The sequence below is a fragment of the Escherichia sp. E1130 genome, from assembly GCF_005781065.1.
Classification (GTDB): domain Bacteria; phylum Pseudomonadota; class Gammaproteobacteria; order Enterobacterales; family Enterobacteriaceae; genus Escherichia.
On record NZ_VATL01000012.1, the window covers coordinates 425512 to 448817 of the forward strand.

General features: G+C 53.4%; 24 protein-coding genes, 1 pseudogene and 1 riboswitch. Of the genes and pseudogenes, 16 read left to right on the plus strand and 9 right to left on the minus strand.

Annotated elements, in window-relative coordinates; genetic code table 11:
- Window positions 1-62 precede the first annotated feature (62 nt).
- From bioB to uvrB, 5 genes are all read left to right on the plus strand, one after another.
- A complete protein-coding gene (gene bioB, locus FEK66_RS12685; RefSeq protein ID WP_000951213.1) occupies window positions 63-1103 on the plus strand; it encodes a biotin synthase BioB in 1041 nt (346 codons plus the stop codon).
- Window positions 1100-2257 carry an 8-amino-7-oxononanoate synthase gene (bioF, locus tag FEK66_RS12690; protein ID WP_135493583.1) on the plus strand — a complete coding sequence of 386 codons (1158 nt, stop codon included), beginning with the start codon at window positions 1100-1102 and terminating at the stop codon, window positions 2255-2257. The genes bioB and bioF overlap by 4 nt, the downstream gene beginning before the upstream one ends.
- On the plus strand, window positions 2241-2996 hold the full coding sequence (bioC, locus tag FEK66_RS12695; protein ID WP_135493584.1) for a malonyl-ACP O-methyltransferase BioC: 756 nt from the start codon (window positions 2241-2243) through the stop codon (window positions 2994-2996). Before bioF ends, bioC begins: the two co-directional genes overlap by 17 nt.
- Window positions 2989-3669 (plus strand): dethiobiotin synthase, encoded by a 681-nt coding sequence (gene bioD / locus FEK66_RS12700; RefSeq protein WP_135493585.1) that lies wholly within the window; start codon window positions 2989-2991, stop codon window positions 3667-3669. Before bioC ends, bioD begins: the two co-directional genes overlap by 8 nt.
- Window positions 3670-4243: 574 nt before the next feature.
- Window positions 4244-6265 (plus strand): excinuclease ABC subunit UvrB, encoded by a 2022-nt coding sequence (gene uvrB, locus FEK66_RS12705; protein WP_130205097.1) that lies wholly within the window; start codon window positions 4244-4246, stop codon window positions 6263-6265.
- Between the two features lie 191 nt (window positions 6266-6456).
- Here uvrB and yvcK read toward each other — a convergent pair whose 3' ends face one another.
- Entirely contained in the window at window positions 6457-7365 is a 909-nt protein-coding gene (gene yvcK, locus FEK66_RS12710) for a uridine diphosphate-N-acetylglucosamine-binding protein YvcK (protein ID WP_130214903.1), read from the minus strand.
- Between the two features lie 265 nt (window positions 7366-7630).
- Window positions 7631-7775, plus strand: a riboswitch (molybdenum cofactor riboswitch).
- On the opposite strand from yvcK, the gene moaA reads away from it, so the two are divergent.
- The 7 genes and pseudogenes from moaA to FEK66_RS12745 form a co-directional block, all read left to right on the plus strand.
- Window positions 7763-8752, plus strand: coding sequence for a GTP 3',8-cyclase MoaA (gene moaA / locus FEK66_RS12715; RefSeq protein WP_001295301.1), 990 nt, complete (start codon window positions 7763-7765; stop codon window positions 8750-8752). Its footprint overlaps the riboswitch before it by 13 nt.
- A 21-nt stretch (window positions 8753-8773) precedes the next feature.
- A complete protein-coding gene (gene moaB / locus FEK66_RS12720) occupies window positions 8774-9286 on the plus strand; it encodes a molybdenum cofactor biosynthesis protein B (RefSeq protein WP_000084634.1) in 513 nt (170 codons plus the stop codon).
- Window positions 9287-9288: 2 nt separating this feature from the next.
- Window positions 9289-9774, plus strand: a complete 486-nt coding sequence (gene moaC / locus FEK66_RS12725) for a cyclic pyranopterin monophosphate synthase MoaC (RefSeq protein WP_000080885.1) — start codon at window positions 9289-9291, stop codon at window positions 9772-9774.
- The gene (gene moaD / locus FEK66_RS12730) at window positions 9767-10012 is read left to right on the plus strand and encodes a molybdopterin synthase sulfur carrier subunit (RefSeq protein WP_000598612.1); all 246 of its coding nucleotides are present in this window, start codon (window positions 9767-9769) and stop codon (window positions 10010-10012) included. The genes moaC and moaD overlap by 8 nt, the downstream gene beginning before the upstream one ends.
- Before the next feature lies 1 nt (window position 10013).
- Window positions 10014-10466: a molybdopterin synthase catalytic subunit MoaE gene (moaE, locus tag FEK66_RS12735; RefSeq protein WP_135493586.1), complete on the plus strand. Its 453-nt coding sequence runs from the start codon at window positions 10014-10016 to the stop codon at window positions 10464-10466.
- 135 nt (window positions 10467-10601) lie between these two features.
- A complete protein-coding gene (locus FEK66_RS12740; RefSeq protein WP_135493587.1) occupies window positions 10602-11306 on the plus strand; it encodes a Bax inhibitor-1/YccA family protein in 705 nt (234 codons plus the stop codon).
- 125 nt (window positions 11307-11431) lie between these two features.
- Window positions 11432-11614 (plus strand): annotated as a pseudogene (locus FEK66_RS12745) (BAX inhibitor (BI)-1/YccA family protein); the annotation flags it as partial.
- Between the two features lie 35 nt (window positions 11615-11649).
- Here FEK66_RS12745 and FEK66_RS12750 read toward each other — a convergent pair.
- The 3 genes from FEK66_RS12750 to FEK66_RS12760 are packed head-to-tail and all read right to left on the minus strand — an operon-like array spanning window position 11650 to window position 14605.
- Window positions 11650-12606 carry a YbhN family protein gene (locus FEK66_RS12750; protein WP_135493588.1) on the minus strand — a complete coding sequence of 319 codons (957 nt, stop codon included), beginning with the start codon at window positions 12604-12606 and terminating at the stop codon, window positions 11650-11652.
- On the minus strand, window positions 12606-13847 hold the full coding sequence (clsB, locus tag FEK66_RS12755) for a cardiolipin synthase ClsB (RefSeq protein WP_130205109.1): 1242 nt from the start codon (window positions 13845-13847) through the stop codon (window positions 12606-12608). Before clsB ends, FEK66_RS12750 begins: the two co-directional genes overlap by 1 nt.
- A complete protein-coding gene (locus FEK66_RS12760) occupies window positions 13844-14605 on the minus strand; it encodes an endonuclease/exonuclease/phosphatase family protein (RefSeq protein WP_135493589.1) in 762 nt (253 codons plus the stop codon). The genes clsB and FEK66_RS12760 overlap by 4 nt, the downstream gene beginning before the upstream one ends.
- Window positions 14606-14737: 132 nt before the next feature.
- Between FEK66_RS12760 and FEK66_RS12765 the strand changes: the two genes are divergently transcribed.
- Window positions 14738-15148 carry a YbhQ family protein gene (locus FEK66_RS12765; RefSeq protein WP_077737778.1) on the plus strand — a complete coding sequence of 137 codons (411 nt, stop codon included), beginning with the start codon at window positions 14738-14740 and terminating at the stop codon, window positions 15146-15148.
- Here FEK66_RS12765 and FEK66_RS12770 read toward each other — a convergent pair.
- The 5 genes from FEK66_RS12770 to cecR are packed head-to-tail and all read right to left on the minus strand — an operon-like array spanning window position 15110 to window position 20751.
- On the minus strand, window positions 15110-16216 hold the full coding sequence (locus tag FEK66_RS12770; protein WP_135493590.1) for an ABC transporter permease: 1107 nt from the start codon (window positions 16214-16216) through the stop codon (window positions 15110-15112). The genes FEK66_RS12765 and FEK66_RS12770 overlap by 39 nt on opposite strands.
- A gap of 10 nt (window positions 16217-16226) precedes the next feature.
- Entirely contained in the window at window positions 16227-17360 is a 1134-nt protein-coding gene (locus FEK66_RS12775) for an ABC transporter permease (protein ID WP_000070131.1), read from the minus strand.
- Window positions 17353-19089 carry an ATP-binding cassette domain-containing protein gene (locus FEK66_RS12780; protein ID WP_135491052.1) on the minus strand — a complete coding sequence of 579 codons (1737 nt, stop codon included), beginning with the start codon at window positions 19087-19089 and terminating at the stop codon, window positions 17353-17355. Before FEK66_RS12780 ends, FEK66_RS12775 begins: the two co-directional genes overlap by 8 nt.
- Window positions 19082-20077 (minus strand): secretion protein HlyD, encoded by a 996-nt coding sequence (gene hlyD / locus FEK66_RS12785; protein ID WP_130205709.1) that lies wholly within the window; start codon window positions 20075-20077, stop codon window positions 19082-19084. The genes FEK66_RS12780 and hlyD overlap by 8 nt, the downstream gene beginning before the upstream one ends.
- A 2-nt stretch (window positions 20078-20079) precedes the next feature.
- Window positions 20080-20751: a DNA-binding transcriptional regulator CecR gene (cecR, locus tag FEK66_RS12790; RefSeq protein WP_024191852.1), complete on the minus strand. Its 672-nt coding sequence runs from the start codon at window positions 20749-20751 to the stop codon at window positions 20080-20082.
- Between the two features lie 228 nt (window positions 20752-20979).
- Here cecR and rhlE point away from each other — a divergent pair, with 228 nt between their 5' ends.
- From rhlE to FEK66_RS12805, 3 genes are all read left to right on the plus strand, one after another.
- Window positions 20980-22344 carry an ATP-dependent RNA helicase RhlE gene (gene rhlE / locus FEK66_RS12795; RefSeq protein ID WP_130205115.1) on the plus strand — a complete coding sequence of 455 codons (1365 nt, stop codon included), beginning with the start codon at window positions 20980-20982 and terminating at the stop codon, window positions 22342-22344.
- A 156-nt stretch (window positions 22345-22500) separates the two neighbouring features.
- Window positions 22501-22941 carry a hypothetical protein gene (locus FEK66_RS12800; protein WP_001522657.1) on the plus strand — a complete coding sequence of 147 codons (441 nt, stop codon included), beginning with the start codon at window positions 22501-22503 and terminating at the stop codon, window positions 22939-22941.
- Window positions 22941-23222 carry a type II toxin-antitoxin system RelE/ParE family toxin gene (locus FEK66_RS12805; RefSeq protein WP_135406241.1) on the plus strand — a complete coding sequence of 94 codons (282 nt, stop codon included), beginning with the start codon at window positions 22941-22943 and terminating at the stop codon, window positions 23220-23222. Before FEK66_RS12800 ends, FEK66_RS12805 begins: the two co-directional genes overlap by 1 nt.
- The last annotated feature ends 84 nt before the right edge of the window (window positions 23223-23306 follow it).

The following is a 23306-nucleotide window of genomic DNA, read 5'->3' on the forward strand; positions in this document are numbered from 1 at the left end:
AAGATTTAGGTTTACAAGTCTACACCGAATTAACAACAAAAAACACGTTTTGGAGAAGCCCCATGGCTCACCGCCCACGCTGGACATTGTCGCAAGTCACAGAATTATTTGAAAAACCGTTGCTGGATCTGCTGTTTGAAGCACAGCAGGTCCACCGCCAGCATTTTGATCCTCGTCAGGTGCAGGTCAGCACTTTGCTGTCGATTAAAACCGGAGCTTGTCCGGAAGATTGCAAATATTGCCCGCAAAGCTCGCGCTACAAAACCGGACTGGAAGCCGAGAGGTTGATGGAAGTCGAACAGGTGCTGGAGTCGGCGCGCAAAGCGAAAGCGGCGGGATCGACGCGTTTTTGCATGGGCGCGGCGTGGAAGAATCCCCACGAACGCGATATGCCGTATCTGGAACAAATGGTGCAGGGGGTAAAAGCGATGGGCCTGGAGGCGTGTATGACGCTGGGTACGTTGAGTGAATCTCAGGCGCAGCGCCTTGCGAATGCCGGGCTGGATTACTACAACCACAACCTCGACACCTCGCCGGAGTTTTACGGCAATATCATCACCACACGCACTTATCAGGAACGTCTCGATACGCTGGAAAAAGTGCGCGATGCCGGGATCAAAGTCTGTTCTGGCGGCATTGTCGGCTTAGGCGAAACAGTAAAAGATCGCGCCGGATTATTGCTGCAACTGGCAAACCTGCCGACGCCGCCGGAAAGCGTGCCAATCAACATGTTGGTGAAGGTGAAAGGCACGCCTCTGGCCGATAACGATGATGTCGATGCCTTTGATTTTATTCGCACCATTGCCGTAGCGCGGATCATGATGCCGACCTCTTACGTGCGCCTTTCTGCCGGACGTGAGCAGATGAACGAACAGACTCAGGCGATGTGCTTTATGGCTGGCGCAAACTCGATTTTCTACGGCTGCAAACTGCTAACCACGCCGAATCCAGAAGAAGATAAAGACCTGCAACTGTTCCGCAAACTGGGGCTAAATCCGCAGCAAACCGCCGTTCTGGCGGGCGATAACGAGCAACAACAGCGTCTGGAGCAGGCGCTGATGACCCCGGACACCGACGAATATTACAACGCGGCAGCACTATGAGCTGGCAGGAGAAAATCAACGCGGCGCTCGATGCGCGGCGTGCTGCCGATGCCCTGCGTCGCCGTTATCCGGTGGCGCAAGGAGCCGGACGCTGGCTGGTGGCGGACGAGCGCCAGTATCTGAACTTTTCCAGCAATGATTACCTCGGTTTAAGCCATCATCCGCAAATTATCCGTGCCTGGCAGAAGGGGGCGGAACAATTTGGCGTCGGTAGCGGCGGTTCCGGTCATGTCAGCGGTTATAGCGTGGCGCATCAGTCGCTGGAAGAAGAGTTGGCCGAGTGGCTGGGCTATTCGCGGGCGCTGTTGTTTATCTCTGGTTTTGCCGCTAATCAGGCGGTCATTACTGCGATGATGGCGAAAGAGGATCGTATTGTTGCCGACCGGCTTAGCCACGCCTCCTTGCTGGAGGCTGCCAGTTTAAGCCCGTCGCAGCTTCGCCGTTTTACTCATAACGATGTCGCTCATCTGGAACGTCTGCTTGCTGCCTCCTGTCTGGGGCAGCAACTGGTGGTGACAGAAGGTGTGTTTAGTATGGACGGCGATAGCGCGCCGCTTACGGAAATTCAACAGGTAACGCAACAGCACAATGGCTGGTTGATGGTCGATGATGCCCACGGCACGGGGGTTATCGGTGAACAGGGGCGAGGCAGTTGTTGGCAGCAAAAGGTGAAGCCGGAACTGCTGGTAGTCACTTTTGGCAAAGGATTTGGTGTCAGCGGCGCGGCGGTGCTTTGTTCTGATAGCGTGGCGAATTATCTGCTGCAATTCGCCCGCCATCTTATCTACAGCACCAGTATGCCGCCCGCTCAGGCGCAGGCATTACGTGCATCGCTGGCGGTCATTCGTAGTGATGAGGGTGATGCACGGCGCGAAAAACTGGCGGCACTCATTACGCGTTTTCGTGCCGGAGTGCAGGGGCTGCCGTTTACGCTTGTGGATTCATGCAGCGCCATCCAGCCATTGATTGTCGGTGATAACAGCCGTGCGTTACAACTGGCAGAAAAACTGCGCCAGCAAGACTGCTGGGTCACGGCGATTCGCCCGCCAACCGTACCCGTCGGCACTGCGCGACTGCGCCTGACGTTGACTGCGGCACATGAAACACAGGATATCGACCGCCTGCTGGAGGTGCTGCATGGCAACGGTCAATAAACAAGCCATTGCGGCGGCATTTGGTCGGGCAGCCGCGCAATACGAGGAACACGCAGATTTACAGCGCCAGAGTGCCGATGCCTTACTGGCAATGCTCCCACAGCGTAAATACCCCCACGTACTGGATGCTGGCTGTGGACCAGGCTGGATGAGCCGCCACTGGCGCGAACGTTATGCACAGGTGACGGCCTTAGACCTCTCGCCACTTATGCTTGCGCAGGCACGCCAACAAGATGCCGCAGATCATTATCTGGCGGGCGATATCGAATCCTTACCGCTGGCAAACGCGACGTTCGATCTTGCATGGAGCAATCTCGCGGTGCAGTGGTGCGGTAATTTATCCACGGCACTCCGCGAGCTGTATCGGGTGGTGCGCCCCGGAGGCATGGTCGCGTTTACCACGCTGGCGCAGGGATCGTTACCCGAACTGCATCAGGCGTGGCTGGCGGTAGACGAACGCCCGCATGCTAATCGCTTTTTACCGCCAGATGAAATCGAACAGTCGCTGAAAGGCTTGCGTTATCAACACCATATTCAGCCCGTCACACTGTGGTTTGATGATGCGCTCAGTGCCATGCGCTCGCTGAAAGGCATTGGCGCAACGCATCTTCATGAAGGGCGCGACCCGCGAATATTAACGCGTTCGCAGTTGCAGCGATTGCAACTAGCCTGGCCGCAACAACAGGGGCGATATCCTCTGACGTATCATCTTTTTTTGGGAGTGATTGCTCGTGAGTAAACGTTATTTTGTCACCGGAACGGATACCGAAGTAGGGAAAACCGTCGCCAGTTGTGCGCTTTTACAGGCCGCGAAGGCGGCAGGCTACCGGACGGCAGGTTACAAACCTGTTGCCTCCGGCAGCGAAATGACAGTAGAAGGCTTACGTAATAGCGACGTACTGGCGTTGCAACGCAACAGTAGCCTGCAGCTGGATTACGCCACGGTAAACCCTTACACCTTCGCAGAACCGACCTCGCCGCACATCATCAGCGCGCAAGAGGGCAGACCCATCGACCCCGTGGTTATGAGCGCCGGGTTACACGCGCTGGCACAGCATGCAAACTGGGTACTGGTAGAAGGTGCAGGAGGCTGGTTTACGCCGCTTTCTGAGTCTTTCACTTTCGCGGATTGGGTAACGCAAGAACAACTGCCAGTGATACTGGTTGTGGGCGTGAAACTCGGCTGTATTAATCACGCGATGCTGACCGCACAGGCTGTACAGCAAGCCGGACTTACCCTTGCAGGGTGGGTAGCGAACGATGTCACTCCACCAGGCAAACGTCACGCTGAATATATGGCCACGCTCAAGCGGATGATTTCCGCACCGCTGCTTGGGGAGATCCCATGGCTTGATGAACCCCCTGAAAACGCGCTAACCGGAAAGTACCTCAATCTCACCGCATTGTTGTAGCAATATATTTGGTTAAATTGCGAGCGAGATCGCGTCGTCTGCTGCCTGCAATTCAACCAATTAAATTTCAAAAGAATTGAGAAAAAATATTTACCCCCACAATATGCGGTTAGTGTGGGAATTGCCCAGGCGGCAGGGCATACGGGCTGCAGGCAGTTATCCACTATTCCTGTGGATAACCATGTGCATTAGAGTTAGAAAACGCGATGCAAGCGAGAGAATACGCGGCTTGCACGCGAATTGACGCGAAAGAAGGCTTAAGGAAATATTTGTTATTTTTCAATTAATTATATAAAAGCAATGGCAGTCATGAAAGTGACATCTCTTGCCATAAATCCGTCATCAGCCATCTTGACAATTGTTAAAAAAGCCGTTGCTTTGGGGATAACCCCGCAATCCTGGAGTTTTATCTCGTCACTGAGCAAATTATGCTCATGATTGATACCTTCGTTGACGGTGTAACAGAAATAATGTGGCGTGAAACTGTTTTTTTATCCAGTATAATTTGTTGGCATTATTAAACACGACGAGTAAAATTACATACCTGCCCGCCCACTCCTTCAGGTAGCGACTCATGAGTAAACCGTTCAAACTGAATTCCTCTTTTAAACCTTCTGGCGATCAGCCTGAGGCAATTCGACGCCTCGAAGAAGGGCTTGAAGATGGCCTGGCTCACCAGACTCTACTCGGCGTAACGGGCTCCGGGAAAACATTTACCATTGCTAACGTCATTGCCGACCTTCAGCGCCCGACGATGGTGCTGGCGCCCAACAAAACGCTGGCAGCCCAGTTGTACGGCGAGATGAAAGAATTTTTCCCGGAAAATGCGGTGGAATACTTCGTCTCTTACTACGACTACTATCAACCGGAAGCCTATGTGCCGAGCTCGGACACCTTCATTGAAAAAGATGCCTCGGTAAACGAACATATTGAACAGATGCGGCTTTCAGCGACCAAAGCTTTGCTGGAGCGGCGCGATGTGGTGGTGGTCGCCTCTGTTTCAGCCATCTACGGTCTGGGCGACCCTGACTTATATCTTAAGATGATGCTGCATCTGACGGTCGGCATGATTATCGATCAGCGCGCGATTCTGCGGCGCCTGGCGGAACTGCAATACACCCGTAACGACCAGGCGTTCCAGCGCGGGACTTTCCGTGTTCGCGGGGAAGTGATTGATATTTTTCCGGCGGAGTCCGACGACGTTGCGCTACGTGTTGAATTGTTCGACGAAGAGGTAGAGCGGTTGTCGCTTTTCGACCCGTTAACAGGGCAGATTATCTCAACCATTCCCCGCTTTACCATTTACCCGAAAACACACTACGTTACCCCGCGTGAACGTATTGTGCAGGCGATGGAAGAGATCAAAGAAGAGCTGGCCGATCGGCGCAAAGTGCTGCTGGCAAATAACAAGCTGCTGGAAGAACAACGCCTGACTCAGCGTACCCAGTTTGATCTGGAGATGATGAACGAGCTCGGTTATTGCTCAGGCATTGAAAACTATTCGCGCTTTCTTTCCGGTCGTGGACCCGGTGAGCCACCGCCGACGCTGTTTGATTATCTCCCCGCCGATGGCCTGTTGGTGGTCGATGAATCCCACGTGACTATTCCGCAAATTGGCGGCATGTATCGAGGTGATCGGGCGCGTAAAGAGACGCTGGTGGAGTACGGTTTCCGCCTGCCATCGGCGCTGGATAACCGTCCGCTGAAATTCGAAGAGTTCGAAGCGTTAGCCCCGCAAACCATCTATGTTTCTGCAACACCCGGTAATTACGAGCTGGAGAAATCCGGTGGCGATGTTGTGGATCAGGTCGTGCGTCCAACAGGGCTGCTGGACCCGATTATCGAAGTGCGCCCGGTAGCGACCCAGGTTGATGATCTTCTCTCAGAAATTCGCCTGCGAGCGGCAATTAACGAACGCGTACTGGTCACGACGTTGACTAAGCGGATGGCGGAAGATCTCACCGAATATCTGGAAGAACACGGTGAACGCGTGCGTTATCTTCACTCGGATATCGACACCGTCGAGCGTATGGAAATCATCCGCGACTTGCGTTTGGGCGAGTTTGATGTGCTGGTGGGGATCAACTTACTGCGCGAAGGTCTGGATATGCCAGAAGTTTCGCTGGTGGCGATCCTCGACGCTGACAAAGAAGGCTTCCTGCGTTCCGAACGTTCATTGATTCAGACCATTGGTCGCGCGGCGCGTAACGTCAACGGTAAAGCGATTCTCTACGGCGATAAGATCACCCCATCAATGGCGAAAGCGATTGGCGAAACCGAACGTCGCCGCGAGAAGCAGCAGAAGTACAACGAGGAACACGGCATTACGCCGCAAGGTTTGAACAAGAAAGTGGTCGATATCCTGGCGCTGGGGCAGAACATTGCCAAAACCAAAGCGAAGGGCAGAGGAAAATCGCGCCCGATTGTTGAGCCGGATAATGTACCGATGGATATGTCGCCTAAAGCGTTGCAGCAGAAAATCCATGAACTGGAAGGGCTGATGATGCAACACGCGCAAAATCTGGAGTTCGAAGAGGCGGCGCAAATTCGTGACCAGTTGCATCAGCTGCGTGAGTTGTTTATTGCGGCTTCGTGACAGGATAACGAAGAAGAGAGATGGCAAAAGCAAAATTGCCTGATGCGCTACGCTTATCAGGCCTACATGATCTCTGCAATACATTGAATTTGCGCGGTTTGTAGGCCGGATAAGGCGTTCACGCCGCATCCGGCATGAACAACGTGTACTTTGTCTTCAATAGGAAGCCGGAATTTTCTTTCGACTTCCCGTTAACCCAAAGCCTGTAATGCCTTTTCCAGTGCGTTATGTAACAACTGGCGGTCATGACGATAGGGGATATCGCTGGCCTCCAGTACGTCCTGAATGACTAATCTGTCGTTAACTGTAGAAACATCGACCTTCGGCCCAACAATAACCGCATCAATCACCTTTTTACCGACATACTGCTCCATAATCGCCAGCTTGTTTTCAAGCTTCAGATTCGCCGCAGGCAGGCTTAATTCTCTTCCCAAATTGCCAATATAAACCATCGGGGCTGGCGTGCGGCGTAGTGCCTGCGCCATTTCCTCAAGCAGCAGGATTGGCATCAGGCTGGTATAAAAACTGCCTGGCCCGATGATTATCAGGTCAGCCTCATTAATTGCCAGCACCGCTTCACGGGTGGCAGGTACGTTGGGGGTTAACAGTAGTTCCTGAATCGGCGTAGTTAGCTGGTCGATGTTGACCTCGCCGTAAACTTCATGTCCCTGATCGTCAATGGCCATCAGATCAACGGGATGCTCTGACATCGGAATTAATTGCGCGTCCACTTTCAACAGATTACGAATTAAATTGATGGCTTCCAGAGGCCGCACGCTAAGGTGATCCAGCGCCTTTAACATCAAGTTTCCGAGATTATGACCGGAAAGCTCGCCATTGCCGCCAAAACGGTATTCAAACATCGCGGAGGCGACGCTCGGTTCCGTTATCAGTTGGTTGAGACAGTTGCGCATATCGCCCCAGGCAATACCGCCTTCCGAGCGACGAATACGTCCCGTCGAGCCACCGTTATCCGTGGTGGTGACGATACCCGTTAAGCGAGAGCCTAAAGACGAAAGTGATGAGAGAACGCGTCCCAGTCCATGCCCCCCGCCGAGAGCAACGACACGATCAAGGTCAGCCAGCGTACGATTGCGCATATACATTCCTGAAGTCAGATTATCCGCGCTACAGTAGCGCAAATTACGGGGAAACAGCAATTAGCCTGCCAATATTGAGGATACAACTCATGGTTTTCTACCCCCAAAGGACAATATTCGCTCTGCGTCCCTGATGATGTATATCAAAGTAAAACCGCCATTTTCCCTTATTCTGTAGCGAAATAGGCCGATCATGACGCTATATACATGATTACATAGCGAAAAGGGTGAATGGTAAAAATCTCATTTACGCGCTAGTATCGGCATAACCACTAAACACTCTAGCCTCTGCACCTGGGTCAACTGATATGGTGCTTTGGCCGTGACAATGCTTTGAAAGGTTGCCACCAGGGCGAAGGAAGAAATGACTTCGCCTCCCGTATCTGGAAAGGTGTACATGGCTTCACAACTGACTGATGCATTTGCGCGTAAGTTTTATTACTTGCGCCTGTCGATTACCGATGTGTGTAACTTTCGTTGCACATATTGCCTGCCGGATGGCTACAAGCCGAGCGGCGTCACCAATAAAGGCTTTCTGACCGTCGATGAAATTCGCCGGGTTACGCGCGCCTTTGCCAGTCTGGGCACCGAAAAAGTTCGTCTGACAGGCGGAGAGCCGTCTTTACGTCGCGACTTTACCGATATCATCGCCGCAGTGCGGGAAAATGACGCCATCCGTCAGATTGCGGTCACCACTAATGGTTACCGTCTGGAACGCGACGTGGCGAACTGGCGCGATGCCGGACTGACGGGCATTAACGTCAGTGTTGATAGTCTCGACGCTCGTCAGTTTCATGCCATTACCGGCCAGGATAAATTCAATCAGGTCATGGCTGGCATTGATGCTGCATTTGAGGCGGGCTTTGAGAAGGTCAAAGTCAATACCGTGCTGATGCGCGATGTCAACCATCACCAGCTCGACACCTTTCTGAACTGGATCCAACATCGTCCTATCCAGCTGCGTTTCATCGAACTGATGGAAACGGGAGAGGGCAGCGAGCTATTCCGTAAACATCACATCTCTGGTCAGGTTCTGCGTGACGAGCTACTGCGTCGCGGCTGGATCCACCAATTACGTCAACGTAGCGACGGTCCCGCGCAAGTCTTTTGTCATCCGGATTACGCCGGAGAGATTGGCCTAATTATGCCGTATGAAAAAGACTTCTGCGCCACTTGCAACCGCCTGCGTGTCTCCTCCATTGGTAAACTCCATCTCTGCCTGTTTGGTGAAGGCGGCGTTAACCTGCGCGATCTGCTGGAAGACGATACCCAGCAACAGGCGCTGGAAGCGCGTATTTCAGCGGCGCTGCGGGAGAAAAAACAGACCCATTTCCTGCATCAAAACAATACCGGTATTACGCAAAACTTATCGTACATTGGCGGATAAAACGTCAAAAGGAGAGATCAGATGAGTCAGGTAAGCACTGAATTTATCCCGACCCGTATTGCTATTCTTACGGTTTCTAATCGTCGCGGTGAAGAAGACGATACCTCCGGTCACTATCTGCGCGATTCGGCGCAGGAAGCGGGCCATCACGTTGTCGATAAAGCCATTGTCAAAGAAAACCGCTACGCTATTCGCGCTCAGGTATCTGCGTGGATAGCCAGTGACGATGTACAAGTGGTGTTGATTACTGGCGGCACTGGCCTGACTGAAGGCGATCAGGCTCCTGAAGCACTGCTGCCGCTGTTCGACCGTGAAGTCGAAGGTTTTGGTGAAGTGTTCCGTATGCTGTCGTTCGAAGAGATTGGCACAGCAACGTTGCAATCCCGTGCGGTAGCGGGCGTAGCGAATAAGACACTGATTTTCGCCATGCCGGGTTCAACCAAAGCGTGCCGCACCGCGTGGGAAAATATCATCGCGCCGCAGCTGGATGCCCGTACGCGTCCGTGTAATTTCCATCCACATTTGAAGAAATAAGTATGTCGCAACTGACCCATATCAACGCCGCTGGCGAAGCGCACATGGTGGATGTCTCCGCCAAAGCGGAAACCGTACGTGAAGCGCGAGCTGAAGCCTTTGTCACTATGCGCAGCGAGACGCTGGCGATGATCATCGATGGTCGCCACCACAAAGGCGACGTGTTTGCTACCGCACGTATTGCCGGTATTCAGGCGGCAAAACGCACCTGGGATCTGATCCCGCTGTGTCATCCGCTGATGCTCAGTAAAGTCGAAGTCAATTTACAGGCCGAGCCGGAGCACAATCGGGTGCGTATAGAAACCTTATGCCGCCTGACCGGGAAAACCGGCGTTGAAATGGAAGCGTTAACCGCGGCCTCCGTGGCGGCGCTGACCATTTATGACATGTGCAAAGCGGTGCAAAAAGATATGGTGATTGGTCCGGTACGTTTGCTGGCAAAGAGCGGCGGCAAATCAGGTGACTTTAAGGTGGAAGCGGATGATTAAAGTTCTTTTTTTCGCCCAGGTACGCGAGTTGGTGGGAACAGATGCAACCGAAGTGGCTGCGGATTTCCCAACCGTTGAAGCGTTACGCCAGCACCTGGCTGCGCAGAGCGATCGCTGGGCGCTGGCGCTGGAAGATGGCAAATTGCTGGCTGCCGTCAACCAGACGCTGGTGAGTTTTGACCATCCGCTGACTGACGGCGACGAAGTGGCTTTCTTCCCGCCGGTAACTGGAGGTTAAAATGGCAGAAACCAAAATTGTTGTCGGCCCGCAGCCGTTCAGTGTAGGGGAAGAGTACCCGTGGCTGGCGGAGCGTGACGAAGACGGTGCAGTGGTCACGTTTACCGGTAAGGTGCGCAATCATAACCTGGGAGACTGCGTCAAAGCATTAACCCTCGAACACTATCCGGGAATGACAGAAAAAGCACTGGCGGAAATCGTTGATGAAGCGCGTAACCGCTGGCCGCTGGGGCGTGTCACGGTAATTCACCGTATTGGTGAATTATGGCCGGGTGATGAAATTGTTTTTGTCGGTGTTACCAGTGCGCATCGCAGCAGTGCGTTTGAAGCCGGGCAGTTTATTATGGACTATCTCAAAACCCGCGCGCCGTTCTGGAAGCGCGAAGCCACGCCGGAAGGCGACCGCTGGGTCGAAGCCCGGGAGAGCGATCAGCAGGCGGCAAAACGCTGGTAGTTTTTAGCAGGCCGGATACCGCACAGCTGCATCCGGCAATTTCACCGCTCAGTACATGCGTTTACGCTGCGCCGATGCACAGCCCCATCATTTGCAGTATCCTTAAGTTATTCCTTATATCTTCAGGAGAAAGTCATGGACAGATTCCCACGTTCTGATTCAATCGTACAAACCCGAACTGGCCTGCAAACCTATATGGCACAGGTCTATGGCTGGATGACGGTAGGCTTGCTGCTTACTGCGTTTGTTGCCTGGTATGCGGCCAATTCCGCCGCCGTTATGGAGCTGTTATTCACCAACCGCATCTTTTTAATTGGTCTGGTAATAGCACAATTAGCTCTGGTTATTGTGTTATCAGCGATGATTCAAAAGCTGAGTGCAGGTGTGACAACCATGCTCTTTATGCTTTATTCAGCGCTGACGGGCCTGACGCTTTCCAGTATTTTCATTGTCTATACCGCTGCCTCTATCGCCAGCACCTTCGTCGTTACTGCCGGGATGTTCGGCGCAATGAGCCTGTACGGTTACACCACCAAACGCGATTTAAGCGGCTTCGGCAATATGCTGTTTATGGCGTTGATCGGCATTGTGCTGGCATCGCTGGTCAACTTCTGGCTGAAAAGCGAAGCGTTGATGTGGGCGGTCACCTACATCGGCGTGATTGTCTTTGTCGGATTGACGGCGTATGACACTCAGAAATTGAAAAATATGGGTGAGCAGATTGATACCCGCGACGTGTCGAACCTGCGCAAATACTCCATTCTTGGCGCATTAACCTTGTATCTGGACTTCATCAACCTGTTCCTGATGTTGCTGCGAATTTTTGGCAATCGTCGTTAATTCTTTTTTCACCACCAATATCCCGGCCATGTGTCGGGATTTTTTTATTTAAAACGATAACAAACAAGAGTCTGGTATAAAAAGCAATTTATGGCGTGGTGGTTGTGTTTTTCGCATCCATCTTTCATGGACGAAATAAGCTCCTTGCACTGGCGGGAAAATGCCATAGTGAAGAATTATGGAGTCCGGTTCGTTGCGCTTTTATAGGTGCATTAACACTCTATTACTATTTTATCGGCTTCTTTGGGATACTTGCAGCAATAGCGATAACGCTTGTCTGGCAAAGGCATCCGCGGTTTTTTCATTAGTCGTAAATGCACATACTAAAGAACTTAACCGAACTTCACATCGCCGCTTCATTTTTCGCCCGTAGCTTCTTCGCCTGGCTTTCCAGCAACAGGTAACAGATCAGCGCCAGCAGCAGCGGGATAAAGTAATACAACACACGGTAAGCGAGTAGGGCGGCAATAATTGTGCCTTTGGAGGTATGCTCCCCAGCCAGTAGCGCGATAAATACCGCTTCCAGCACGCCAATACCCGCTGGAATATGCACAATTACCCCGGCAATACTGCTGACCAGCAACACGCCCAGTACAAAGAAATAGTTCACGCTTTGACCAAGTAACAGCCAGATAATCGCTCCCATTACCATCCAGTTAACGCTGGAAATCAGCATCTGGGCGAGGGCGAATTTCCATGAAGGCAGCACCAGCTTTTGCCCTTTGATGGTCATATGGCGGTGCTTTGCGAAAGCGCAAAACCACAAATAAACCGCGATAATCATCATTAAGCCAATGCCGAGAATACGCAGCGTAGTTTGATCGACATACCAGTGATCCGGCAGTTCCACCACGCCTGCGGTAAAGATAATCCCTGCCAGTAAAATATAGCCCAGCCAGTGGGTGGTAATACTGAGCGAGAAAATTCGTGTAATAGTGCTGCCCGGTAACCCTAGCCGGGAGTACAAACGATAGCGCATACCAATGCCGCCGACCCAGGTACTGAGTGTCAGGTTGAAGGCGTAGCAGATAAACGACACCAGCATCACCTGGCGTTTCGCCAGTTTGTGACCGCAGTAGAAGCGGGCGAGCAGGTCATAACAGCCGTAAATCAGATAACTGATGACCACCAGCCCGACCGCACTGAGCAGCGCAACGCGATTGTAGTCGCGGATGACCTTCCAGACCTCTTCCCAGTCCACCTTTTTGGCGTAGACCACCAGCAACACAATCACCGCGATAAAAAACAGCCAGGTGAGGATCTTCTTTGCTAAGCGCCAGCGCGGATGTGATTTACTCATCAGGGCTTCATCCCCGAACTTTCAGTTTCGACCCGATCCTGCGTTTCCATTGCCGGTTGTGCGGGGGGATCAACTTGCGCCAGATGTGGCGTGTGCGCCGGAAGCCAGCCCACCAGCGCCGGGAAGTGGCGTAAAAAGTGGAACGCCAGCACGCTTTTGGTCAGGTTCCACCAGGTCCGTTTTGGCAGCATACTTTCATCCACTTGCTGGCAATCGGCGGTGATAATGCCGTTAAGATTGTCTCGCAGCGTCTGGTTAAAGTTTCGATCGTGGATGATGACATTTGCTTCGAGATTCAGCGACAAACTGAGCGGGTCGAGATTACTGGAACCCACCGTTGCCCAGTGATCGTCCATCAATGCGACTTTGCCATGTAGCGGGCGGCGGCGGTACTCAAACACCTGAACGCCGCCTTTAACCAGATAGTTATACAGCAAGCGTGCGCCGACTCTGACAATGGGCATATCCGGTTCGCCCTGAATGATCAGTTTGATCCGCACCCCGCGCCGTGCCGCTTTACGTAAGGCGTGTAAAAATCGATAGCCGGGGAAGAAGTAGGCGTTGGCGATAATGACTTCCCGCCGCGCCTGAGTGAGCATTTTCAGATAGTGACGTTCGATATCATCGCGATGTTCTTCGTTATCGCGCCAGACCAGCAATACCTGCGCTTCTCCCGGCTGGCGGTTTTCTTCCGCTTTATGATGACGTCGCCACCAGCGTCGTGCCGCGCTCTGTCCTGGCAGGTTTTCCAGTTCAAACTGGAGAATATCTTCAACAATCGGCCCTTCGAGGCGTACCGCGTAATCCTGTTTAGCCTCTGGACCGTAGCTGGACATATGCTCAGCGGAGTAATTCAGCCCGCCAATAAAGGCGATACGCGCGTCGATCACCACAATTTTGCGATGCATCCGGCGAAACACATTGGTGCGCATACCAAAAAGGCGAGGGCGGGGATCGTAGTAGCGGAACACCACGCCAGCCGCCGTCAGTTCATTGACAAACTCATCGCTGAGATCCGGCGAACCGTAGCCATCCAGCAAGACTTCCGCTTTTACTCCGCGTTGCGCTGCTGCCAGTAGCGCCGCATGCAGCTGTTTGCCGACGTCATCCTCAAACCAGATAAACGTTTCAAGAATAATGCGTTCTTGCGCTTCGCCAATTGCTTTAAACACCGCGGGATAATATTGCTCGCCGTTTTCCAGCAACTGGATCTTATTGCCTTCGCGCCAGCTACATTTCATAAATGAATCTCCGCACTTAAAGGGGCATGATCAGAAAGGTGTCGCCATGTCCGCAGCGGCAACGCGGTTGGCGTGCTGGCGCTGGCATTTTTGACGTAGATCCTGTCCAGTCGTAGTAGAGGAAATTGCACCGGAAACGTGCGCGCCGGGCGCCCGTGGGCGCGGGTAAATATCTCATCCAGCCCGGCCTGCACTTTTAATGGATGATTAGCTTTTTGCCGCCAGTCGTTGAAATCACCCGCCACCAATACCGGTTCGCCGTCCGGCAGCTCATTCACCCATTCGGCGAGCATCGCAATCTGCGCCTGACGGTGCGCCTCACGCAGGCCCAAATGTACGCACATCACATGAATCGCTTTCCCGGTCATCGGCGGAACAATGCGGCAATAGAGCACGCCGCGCTTTTCCGCACCATCGACCGAAACATCGCGATTCTCATAATGTTCAATGGGATAGCGCGACAGTACGGCGTTGCCGTGATGCCCTTCCGGATATACAGCATTGCGACCGTAGGCAAAATCGCTCCACATTGTGTCGGCGAGAAACTCGTAGTGCGAGGTATCGGGCCAGTTTTCTACATGCAGCGGATGAACTTCGTGCGCGCCCATCACTTCCTGCAGGCAAACTATATCGGCGCCGACGGTGCGCACGGCGTCGCGAAGTTCCGGCAAAATGAAGCGTCGGTTAAACGCGGTAAAGCCTTTGTGAATATTGATGGTGAGTACCTTGAACGAAACGTGTTGTGTTTGATCGGGCATAATTTTCCCGTTTTGGCCTCTTATCTCATTGAAATAGTGTAGTCGGCGTCACAAAAAGGTGCGGTCTTACGGAATTTTCCGTAAAGTTCGGTACTCTGAGTAAGTAGAGATAAATTCTTCAGGAGAGAAGCCATGAAGTGGCAACAACGTGTTCGTGTCGCAACTGGCCTAAGTTGCTGGCAGATTATGTTGCATTTACTGGTAGTGGCGCTGCTGGTGGTGGGCTGGATGAGTAAAACTCTGGTTCACGTCGGCGTGGGATTATGCGTGCTGTATTGTGTCACCGTGGTAATGATGCTGGTGTTTCAGCGTCACCCCGAGCAACGCTGGCGTGAGGTGGCGGATGTGCTGGAAGAGCTGACCACCACCTGGTATTTTGGCGCGGCGCTGATTGTGCTGTGGCTGCTGTCCCGCGTACTGGAAAACAACTTTTTGCTGGCGATTGCAGGGCTGGCAATCCTTGCCGGCCCGGCGGTAGTATCTTTGCTGGCGAAAGATAAGAAGTTACATCACCTTACGTCTAAACATCGCGTACGCCGCTGACCCTGTCGTGGCCGTTATCACCAGTAGCGGCCACAAACTGTTCCACACAATATCCAGACTCGCATCCTTCAAATAAATCTGCTTGGTAATGTCCGTAAAGTGGCGAATAGGGTTAACCCAGGTCAGGTTTTGCAGCCATACTGGCATGTTCTCCACCGGCGAAACGTAACCGGAAAGCAGAATGGCGGGCATCATAAAGACGAACACGCCGATAAACGCCTGCTGTTGTGTTGAACAGAGTGATGAAATCAACAGACCGAATCCCACCAGCGATAAACCGTAAACCACCATCGTAAAGTAGAACAGCGCCAGCGATCCGGCGAAGGGGATTTGATACGCCCAGATACCAATCGCCAGCACAATGGTGGCCTGGAAGGTGGCGACAATTAATGCCGGTACGGCTTTGCCGATGAATATCTGCCAGGTGGTGAGCGGCGAAACCAGTAGCTGATCGAGCGTACCTTGTTCACGTTCGCGGGCGACGGAAAGTGAAGTGACGATCATCACGCCGATAGTGGTGATCATGGCGATCAGCGACGGCACCACAAACCATTTGTAGTCGAGATTCGGGTTATACCAGTTGCGTACCACCAGCTCGCTGTTGTTGGGTTTCGGTTTTCCTTCCAGCAGTTCCTGCTGATAATTTTTGACGATCTGTTGCAGGTAGTTAGCGGCAATTTGCGCACTGTTGGAGTTACGCCCGTCGAGGATCAACTGCAACGGCGCGGTCTGGAAGGTATCCAGTTTGCGCGAGAAGTCAGCCGGGAAACGCACCAGTAGTAACGCCTTTTGTGTGTCGATGGTCGGGCGGATCTCCTGTGGGCTTTTCAGCAGCAGCACATGGGTAAAGGCGCTGGCGCGGGCAAAACGTTGAGTAAGTTCTACCGAGTGCTCGCCGTTATCTTCATCGTAGATGGCGATGGTGGCGTTGGTCACTTCCAGCGTGGCGGCGAACGGGAACAGGATCACCTGAATCAGCACGGGTAAAATCAGAATCGCACGGGTTTGCGGTTCGCGCAGCAGCGACTGCAACTCTTTGCGGATTAACGTCCATAAGCGATGAAACATGCTCTTCTCCCTAATCCAGCCGACGTTTGGTTTTAAGCCATGTCAGGCCGATAAACATCACCGCCGAAGCGATCAAAAACAGCACGTTCACCACCAGCACCACTGGAATATTCCCAGCGAGGAACAGGCTTTGCAGGGTGCTGACGAAATAACGTGCGGGAATAATGTACGTCACCGCGCGGATCACCGCGGGCATACTGTCGATCTGAAAAATAAAGCCGGAAAGCATAATCGACGGCAGGAACGCGGCGTTCAGGGCGACCTGAGCGGCGTTGAACTGGTTGCGGGTAATCGTTGAAATCAGCAGCCCCATCCCCAGGGTACTGAGTAAAAACAGGCTGGAGATAAAAAACAGAATCAGCAGCGACCCGCGATATGGCACGCCGAGAATAAACACTGACACCAGCATACACAGCAACATCGCCAGCATACCGAGGAAGTAATAAGGGATCAGCTTACACAGCAGCAGCTCCGTGCGGGTAATCTCCGTAGAGAGCAAAGCCTCCATGGTGCCGCGTTCCCATTCTCGCGCCACCACCAACGAGGTGAGAATCGCGCCGATGACTGTCATGATAATGGTCACCGCACCGGGGATAATAAAGTGCTGGCTTATCGCCGCCGGGTTAAACCAGTAGCGGGTTTGTACATCAATAAGCGGTTCAAAAGTCTGCCCGTTATCCTCCGCTCGCTGCATTTGCCAGATCTGCCAGATCCCTTCGACATACCCCTGCACAAAGTTAGCGGTATTCGGCTCACTGCCGTCGGTGATCACCTGAATCGGTGCGGTGGCGTTGGCGCGCTCCATCTGTTCGGCGAAATCCACCGGAATCACCACCAGACCACGAATTTTTCCCGCCTGCATTTTGGCGATCAGTTCCTGACGGTTATCGCTGATGGTGGCGTCGATGTAGGGCGAACCGGTCATGGTGTGGGTGAAATCCAGCGCCGCTTCGCTACGCTGTTCCAGTAAAATCCCGACGCGCAGCTTGCTGGAGTCGAGGTTAATGCCGTATCCAAAAATAAACAGCAGTAGCAGTGGGATCACTACCGCAATCAGCCAGCTACTCGGATCGCGAACGATCTGCCGCGTCTCTTTGACGCACAGCGCCCGCACGCGACGCCAGGAAAGGATCGGATTACTCATTGCCATGCTCCTTATCCCAGTCGTGGATCAGCTGAATAAAGGCTTGCTCCATGGTGGGATCGGGTTGCTCATTGTTAGCCGACTGTGCTTTCAAATCGTCCGGCGTGCCGCTGGCGATTAATTTCCCACGGTACACCAGGCCGATGCGGTCGCAATATTCCGCTTCATCCATAAAGTGCGTGGTGACCATCACCGTGACGCCTTTCTCTACCATGCTGTTGATATGCAGCCAAAATTCACGGCGGGTGAGGGGATCAACGCCGGAAGTCGGTTCGTCGAGAAACAGAATGTCCGGTTCATGCATCAGCGAACAGGCCAGCGCCAGTCGCTGTTTAAAACCTAATGGCAGTTCATCGGTGGCGTGTGAGGCAATGCTTTTCAGGCCAAATGCCTCGCTCATGCGGGAGATTTTTTCGTTCTGCGCCCGACCGCGTAAGCCATACACACCAGAAAAAAAACGTAAATTCTGTTCGACCGTCAGGTTGCCGTAGAGCGAAAACTTTTGCGCCATATAGCCGAGATGCTGGCGCGCTTTACCTGAACTCTCTTTCAGATCCATCCCCAGCACCAGCGCCTGACCAGAGGTCGGCACCAGCAAACCGCACATCATCTTAAAGGTGGTGGATTTACCCGCGCCGTTTGGCCCCAGCAAACCAAAAATCTCCCCACGTTTAACGGCAAAATTGACGTGATCGGTAGCGGCAAAATCACCAAATTTCTTGGTCAGCTCTTTTGCTTCGATCACCGTCTCGCCAGGTGTACCTTCCACCGTATGTAATATTGCGCCCAGCGGCGATTCCGAGGTTCCGGCACCGCCCAGCAAGTCAATAAACGCATCTTCAAAGCGGGGCGTGGTTGGGTTGATGTCGATTTCCGGCATCCCGTCGGCATGGCGAATATCGTCTGGCGTGGCCTCTTTTTTGAGGATCAGGCGTACCGATTTCCCCTGAATCATGCCGTCGCTGACCTGTGGCAGTTTCAAGGCGCGTTGTAGCAGTTTGCGGTTGCCCTCGTGCGGGCTGGTCATCAGAAAGCTGCGTCCGGCCATGGTTTGCGTCAGGGCCGTCGGTTCTCCCTGATACAGCAGCTCGCCTTCGTTCATCAGTAACACGTCACGGCACTGTTCGGCTTCGTCGAGATACGAGGTGCTCCAGAGAATTAACATTCCTTCGCCTGCCAGCTCATGCACCATCTGCCACAGTTCGCGCCGTGAGATAGGGTCAACGCCGACGCCGGGCTCATCGAGCAGCAACACTTTCGGTTCGCCCACCAGGGTACAGGCCAGGCCGAGTTTTTGCTTCATCCCGCCGGAGAGCTTGCCCGCCAGCCGTCCGGTAAACGGGCCAAGAGACGTAAACTCCAGCAGGCGAGCAAAAGTCTGTTTACGTGCTTCACCGGTGACGCTGCGCAAATCCGCGTACAGATTGAGGTTCTCCATCACCGTCAGATCTTCATACAGACCGAATTTCTGCGGCATATAGCCGAGAACGGCGTGCAGCGCAGCGTCGTTTTTGATCGGATCAAAGCCAATCACCGTGGCGCTGCCGCTGTCGGGTTTCAGTAATCCCGCCAGCATCCGCATCAGCGTGGTTTTGCCCGCACCGTCCGGCCCCACCAGCCCCGTCACATAACCGGCATGAATGGTACAATCGAGCGGCGCGACGGCGGGCTTGTCCATGCCCGGAAAGCGTTTTTCCAGGCCGTTTAGCGTGATAACGGCATCATTCATGTCCTGCCTCGTTACCGAATTGCACCGTCACCGGCATTCCCTGGCGTAACGCATCATCGGCGTCGGTCACCACAATACGCAGGCGATAGACGAGGTCGGTACGCAGATCCGGCGTTTCGACGGTTTTCGGCGTAAATTCAGCGGTTGGCGAGACAAAGCCAATTTGTCCGTGATAGGGCTTATTCGGGCGACCATCGGTATAAAGCAGCACTTTGCGTCCCGGCTGGGCCTGGTCAAGGTTACGTTCGTCAACATAGGCACGTACCCACACCGGACGTGTCAGTGAGACGGTAAACACCGTGCCACCTTCATTGAGGACCGTGCCTGGCTCCACCGCGCGGGTTAACAGCGTGCCATCAGACGGAGCTACCAGCGTTGAGTCCTGTAAATTCAGCTCCGCCTGCGCCAGTTGCGCCTGCGCCTGTTCGAGGCTGGCTTTCGCCTGGGCGATGTCCTGTTCACGGTTACCGGAACGGTACTGACGCAATTTATCCTGTGCTGATTTCAGCGTGGCTTGCGCCTGGTCGCGCGAGGAGCGGGCATTTTCCAGGTCATTTGCCGAAATGGTGCGGCTTTTCCACAATCCTTGCTGACGAGCATAGAAGTTCTGTGCATAGTCATAAGCGGCCTGTGCCTGTTTTACAGCGGCGGCAGCCTGAGCGATTTCTTCATCGCGATACCCGGCAAGCATCAGGTCATACTGCGCCTGCGCCACCGAAACGCCCGCTTTCGCCTGCATCAGCGCAATCTCATATGGCTTGTGATCCAGCTCGCCCAGCACCTGACCCGCTTTGATCGCATCACCTTCGTCCACCGCCAGCGATTCAACGCGACCACCGACACGGAAGCTCAGATTTACGGTGCGAATATCCACGTTGCCATACAGCGTCAGGCCGTTATCCTGGCGACTTTGATACCACCAGTAGCCTCCGGCAATCACGGCGGCAAGTACCACTACCGCCAGTCCAATCACGACAGGTTTTTTCATCACTACAAACTCCTTTGCGATAATCCTTGCAAAATCAGGTCGATATGACAGGTTACCGTCTGGTTAATCAGTTCGGTCTTTTCTTCATCGAACGCGGTCCAGCCGGTACGTAACAGAATCGTTTCTTTGCCGAGACGAAACGCCAGAATCTCGCCGATCAGCGCATGGGTATGAAGGATCATGCGGGTGTCATTGGCGTCGCAGCCGGTCCAGGCGGCAATCAGGCGTGTCAGGTGGCTGTGTAGCGGGCTAATCACCTGTTCATGCACCAGATGGTAGGCCGCCGTGGGAGAGAGCTGTTCACGGGAGATAAACTTGCTGAGGTTGACGGTGTCATCCTGGGTGAGCAGTTGGATCATGTTCCTGCAGGCGCGAAGGATCAGTTCGCGGATAGCGGCGCGATCCGGCTGTGGTTGTGCGAACAAGCGTTCGGCTTCCTCGGCGTGCGGACGGAACTGCTCGCCAATAAAATCGGCAATCCACTGGGCGCAGGCGAGGTACAAATCTTCTTTCGAACCGAAGTAATAGGTAATGGCAGCGATATTCTGCCCGGCCTGGGCGGCGATATCGCGGGTGGTGGCGTTCATTCCATACTCACCAAACTGTGCCAGTGCCGCAGCAATCAGCTGTTTTTTCGCCTGTTCACCTTTGGTTGTCATGGCAGGACTATTCATAGCACAGCCCATTCTTAATCAAATGATTGATTAAGATTATGACTCATTTTTAGCGTTGTCCAGTATGGCCAGGAATTTTAGCAACGCCAGTCACAGGGATAATTTATGCGCTGCGTCACAAAAACTGCTACACTCCGCTCCCTCATGACATTGTGGTTTTTGTCATTTTCCTTTTCAGTATCTCCCTGAAAACTACACCGGTAACGGTCGGGGCGGTTCGGAGTAGTTATGTCTTTCGATTCTTTGGGTTTAAGCCCTGATATCCTGCGCGCCGTTGCCGAGCAAGGTTACCGTGAACCCACCCCTATTCAGCAGCAGGCGATCCCTGCGGTGCTGGAAGGCCGCGACCTGATGGCCAGTGCCCAGACCGGCACGGGCAAAACAGCGGGCTTTACGTTGCCGCTACTACAACACCTGATTTCCCGCGAGCCGCACGCCAAAGGGCGTCGTCCGGTTCGTGCGCTCATTCTTACCCCGACCCGTGAACTGGCGGCACAGATTGGCGAAAACGTCCGTGATTACAGCAAATACCTGAACATTCGTTCGCTGGTGGTGTTTGGTGGTGTGAGCATTAACCCGCAGATGATGAAACTGCGTGGCGGCGTTGATGTGCTGGTGGCAACGCCGGGGCGTTTGCTGGACCTGGAACATCAGAATGCGGTGAAGCTGGACCAGATAGAAATCCTCGTCCTCGATGAAGCTGACCGCATGCTCGACATGGGCTTTATCCACGATATTCGTCGCGTGTTAACAAAACTGCCAGCGAAGCGCCAGAACCTGCTGTTCTCCGCCACTTTCTCTGACGATATTAAAGCGCTGGCAGAAAAGCTGCTGCACAACCCGCTGGAAATCGAAGTGGCACGCCGCAATACCGCGTCTGATCAGGTGACCCAGCACGTTCACTTTGTTGATAAGAAACGCAAACGCGAATTGCTGTCGCATATGATTGGTAAAGGGAACTGGCAGCAGGTGCTGGTGTTTACCCGTACCAAACATGGCGCTAACCATTTGGCGGAACAGCTCAATAAAGATGGCATCCGCAGTGCGGCGATCCACGGTAATAAATCGCAAGGTGCGCGTACTCGTGCGCTGGCCGATTTTAAATCGGGCGATATTCGCGTACTGGTGGCAACTGACATCGCTGCGCGCGGTCTGGATATCGAAGAGTTGCCGCACGTCGTCAACTATGAACTGCCAAACGTACCGGAGGATTATGTCCACCGTATCGGGCGTACCGGTCGTGCCGCAGCTACCGGTGAAGCGTTGTCGCTGGTATGTGTTGATGAACACAAACTGCTGCGTGATATCGAAAAACTGCTGAAAAAAGAGATCCCGCGCATTGCGATTCCGGGCTATGAGCCGGACCCGTCAATCAAAGCGGAACCAATCCAGAATGGTCGCCAGCAACGTGGTGGCGGCGGTCGTGGGCAAGGTGGTGGTCGCGGTCAACAGCAACCACGCCGCGCTGAAGGTGGTGCGAAGTCTGGTAATGCGAAGCCCGCAGAAAAACCGTCTCGTCGCCTCGGCGATGCCAAACCGGCAGGCGAGCAACAACGTCGTCGCCGTCCGCGTAAACCTGCCGCTGCGCAGTAATCTTTTATGCCGGGCTATGCCCGGCATCTTCGCAACAAGTCTCTTTCTACCGCAATTATATCCTGGGCAATTTACGATCAAGGTGCTGCAACTTATTATTAATTGCGCTATCTTTAATTATAAATTGCATGCCGTATACAAAGAGGTTAGCGCATTATGGCACCAGAAACGATCGATCACTCAACCTTACATAAACTGGTTGAATCTGGCGTAGTGGATGCAGCACATGTTATTGGCACCCAGGGAGGCTGGTCGTTGACCGTGAAATACGGCCACACTGAACGGCCTCTTGCAGCACAACGCAGTCGGCAAATTCGCTTGTTTAAACGGCTGGAAACGGTTGTCAACTACCTGAAAGATGTTGGTATTGCCCGGTTTGAAGTCGACGCCTCTAATTACGACCCGGACGGTCAGAAGAAAACGACCCGACCTGACAGGGCAGAGGCATTAAAACGAGCTCATGAAGCTGCCGCGTATGATGCCTGGTTTCGTGAACAGGTGCAGGCCGCCATTGACGATCCACGCCCGGCGCTCTCTCATGAAGAGGCCAAAAGTCTATTTGCTGCCCGTAAAAAAGCCTTGTTGAAGGGGGATTAATGCGTCTGGAATGGAAGCCAATGTCCCTGTCTGACAGGGAGCAAATCATGAAATACATCAGTAAAGATAATCCGCAAGCGGCAATTGCCCTGGATAATCAATTTGAAGCCATTGCGGAACAGGCCTGTGAACGCCCGGATATGTACCGGGCCGGACGAGTCGCTGGTACACATGAAGCCGTTGTCAGGCCGCATTATGTGCTTATCTATCAAGTGGAGGGCGATACGCTCTCGGTATTGCGTGTTTTACATACCGCCCTGCAATGGCCGCCAGCGCAATAAGCCTGCGTGCATTGTCTTTTACTACGCAATGATGCTTCTTCTGCTGCGGGAAAATCTCACCTCCAGTAAACGTTATTGCGAGCC

What these genes read in the sequence shown, in the direction of transcription:
- rhlE (WP_130205115.1), top strand. Translation starts at nt 20,980, where the DNA reads ATGTCTTTCGATTCTTTGGGTTTAAGCCCTGATATCCTGCGCGCCGTT.
- uvrB (WP_130205097.1), top strand. Translation starts at nt 4,244, where the DNA reads ATGAGTAAACCGTTCAAACTGAATTCCTCTTTTAAACCTTCTGGCGAT.
- hlyD (WP_130205709.1), bottom strand. Translation starts at nt 20,077, where the DNA reads ATGAAAAAACCTGTCGTGATTGGACTGGCGGTAGTGGTACTTGCCGCC.
- FEK66_RS12805 (WP_135406241.1), top strand. Translation starts at nt 22,941, where the DNA reads ATGCGTCTGGAATGGAAGCCAATGTCCCTGTCTGACAGGGAGCAAATC.
- FEK66_RS12800 (WP_001522657.1), top strand. Translation starts at nt 22,501, where the DNA reads ATGGCACCAGAAACGATCGATCACTCAACCTTACATAAACTGGTTGAA.
- moaE (WP_135493586.1), top strand. Translation starts at nt 10,014, where the DNA reads ATGGCAGAAACCAAAATTGTTGTCGGCCCGCAGCCGTTCAGTGTAGGG.
- moaA (WP_001295301.1), top strand. Translation starts at nt 7,763, where the DNA reads ATGGCTTCACAACTGACTGATGCATTTGCGCGTAAGTTTTATTACTTG.
- bioF (WP_135493583.1), top strand. Translation starts at nt 1,100, where the DNA reads ATGAGCTGGCAGGAGAAAATCAACGCGGCGCTCGATGCGCGGCGTGCT.
- moaD (WP_000598612.1), top strand. Translation starts at nt 9,767, where the DNA reads ATGATTAAAGTTCTTTTTTTCGCCCAGGTACGCGAGTTGGTGGGAACA.
- yvcK (WP_130214903.1), bottom strand. Translation starts at nt 7,365, where the DNA reads ATGCGCAATCGTACGCTGGCTGACCTTGATCGTGTCGTTGCTCTCGGC.
- FEK66_RS12775 (WP_000070131.1), bottom strand. Translation starts at nt 17,360, where the DNA reads ATGAGTAATCCGATCCTTTCCTGGCGTCGCGTGCGGGCGCTGTGCGTC.
- FEK66_RS12750 (WP_135493588.1), bottom strand. Translation starts at nt 12,606, where the DNA reads ATGAGTAAATCACATCCGCGCTGGCGCTTAGCAAAGAAGATCCTCACC.
- FEK66_RS12765 (WP_077737778.1), top strand. Translation starts at nt 14,738, where the DNA reads ATGAAGTGGCAACAACGTGTTCGTGTCGCAACTGGCCTAAGTTGCTGG.
- clsB (WP_130205109.1), bottom strand. Translation starts at nt 13,847, where the DNA reads ATGAAATGTAGCTGGCGCGAAGGCAATAAGATCCAGTTGCTGGAAAAC.
- bioC (WP_135493584.1), top strand. Translation starts at nt 2,241, where the DNA reads ATGGCAACGGTCAATAAACAAGCCATTGCGGCGGCATTTGGTCGGGCA.
- FEK66_RS12760 (WP_135493589.1), bottom strand. Translation starts at nt 14,605, where the DNA reads ATGCCCGATCAAACACAACACGTTTCGTTCAAGGTACTCACCATCAAT.
- moaB (WP_000084634.1), top strand. Translation starts at nt 8,774, where the DNA reads ATGAGTCAGGTAAGCACTGAATTTATCCCGACCCGTATTGCTATTCTT.
- FEK66_RS12780 (WP_135491052.1), bottom strand. Translation starts at nt 19,089, where the DNA reads ATGAATGATGCCGTTATCACGCTAAACGGCCTGGAAAAACGCTTTCCG.
- cecR (WP_024191852.1), bottom strand. Translation starts at nt 20,751, where the DNA reads ATGAATAGTCCTGCCATGACAACCAAAGGTGAACAGGCGAAAAAACAG.
- FEK66_RS12770 (WP_135493590.1), bottom strand. Translation starts at nt 16,216, where the DNA reads ATGTTTCATCGCTTATGGACGTTAATCCGCAAAGAGTTGCAGTCGCTG.
- FEK66_RS12740 (WP_135493587.1), top strand. Translation starts at nt 10,602, where the DNA reads ATGGACAGATTCCCACGTTCTGATTCAATCGTACAAACCCGAACTGGC.
- moaC (WP_000080885.1), top strand. Translation starts at nt 9,289, where the DNA reads ATGTCGCAACTGACCCATATCAACGCCGCTGGCGAAGCGCACATGGTG.
- bioB (WP_000951213.1), top strand. Translation starts at nt 63, where the DNA reads ATGGCTCACCGCCCACGCTGGACATTGTCGCAAGTCACAGAATTATTT.